The sequence below is a fragment of the Collinsella sp. CLA-ER-H9 genome (assembly GCF_040092295.1).
In the GTDB taxonomy this organism is placed as follows: domain Bacteria; phylum Actinomycetota; class Coriobacteriia; order Coriobacteriales; family Coriobacteriaceae; genus Collinsella.
The window spans coordinates 1-933 of the sequence record NZ_JBBNLV010000035.1; the positions used below are offsets into that span (position 1 = coordinate 1).

At 70.8% G+C, this 933-nt stretch carries 1 protein-coding gene; it reads left to right on the forward strand.

Going from position 1 to position 933, the window contains the following annotated elements:
• On the forward strand, positions 1-924 hold a 924-nt coding region (locus AAAX73_RS09685; protein WP_349125776.1), incomplete at its 5' end, for a transposase.
• Positions 925-933: the final 9 nt, after the last annotated feature.

A 933-nucleotide genomic window follows, 5' to 3' on the forward strand; every position in this document is an offset into this window, starting at 1 on the left:
AAGCTCGGGACCCCCAAGAGCCAGGACGGGTGGGTCGACGGGGTGCGCTGCATGCTCGCGGCGCACCCCGGGGCGGTGAAGGCGCGGACCTCGGCGATCAACACCGCGAGGTCGCTGCTCACCACCGCCCCGGAGGGGCTCAGGTCGAGGTTCCGCGGCATGGGAGGGCCGAGGCTGATGGAGGAGCTCCCCTCCGTGCGCGCCGAGGGCGCGCTGGGCGCCGCGCTCGGCGCGCTGGCGGACCTGTGGGCGGCGGCGCGCGACGCGGCGCTCGACATGGAGCGCGCGATCGAGGCGTCCCTGGAGGAGAACTGCCCCGCGCTGCTGGCGATGTACGGGTGCGGGCCCGTGAGCGCGGCCAAGCTCGCGGTCGCGGCCGGGGACAACCCGGGCAGGCTGCGCTCCGAGGCGTCGTTCGCGGCGATATGCGGGGCCTGCCCCATCCCCGCCTCGAGCGGCAAGACCGTGAGGCACAGGCTCAACAGGGGCGGCGACCGGCAGGCGAACAGCGCGCTGCACGAGATCGCGAGGCAGAGGGTCATGCGCGACCCCGAGACCGCCGAGTACGCCGAGAGGGCCAGGGGGCGGGGAAAGAGCGACAGGGAGGTCATGAGGTGCCTCAAGCGCTACGTGGCCAGGGAGGCGTACCGGGCGCTGATGCACCCGCACGAGATCAGGAGGCCCGAGGACGCCTCGGAGCTCGTGGCGGCCAGGCGCGCGGCGAAGGTCAGCCAGGTGAGGGCGGCGTCCATATTGGGAACCAGCGAGAAGTACATCTCGATGCTGGAGAGGGGACAAAGGGAGCTCAAGCCCATAAGGAGGGCCTACGAGGCATGGGTCGAGGCCGGACTTCCGCTCGATTGGGACAGGCAGGCCTTCGAGGCCGAGCGCAAAAAGGATTCTAAAAAACACCTTGCCAAATAGGAGCGTCAG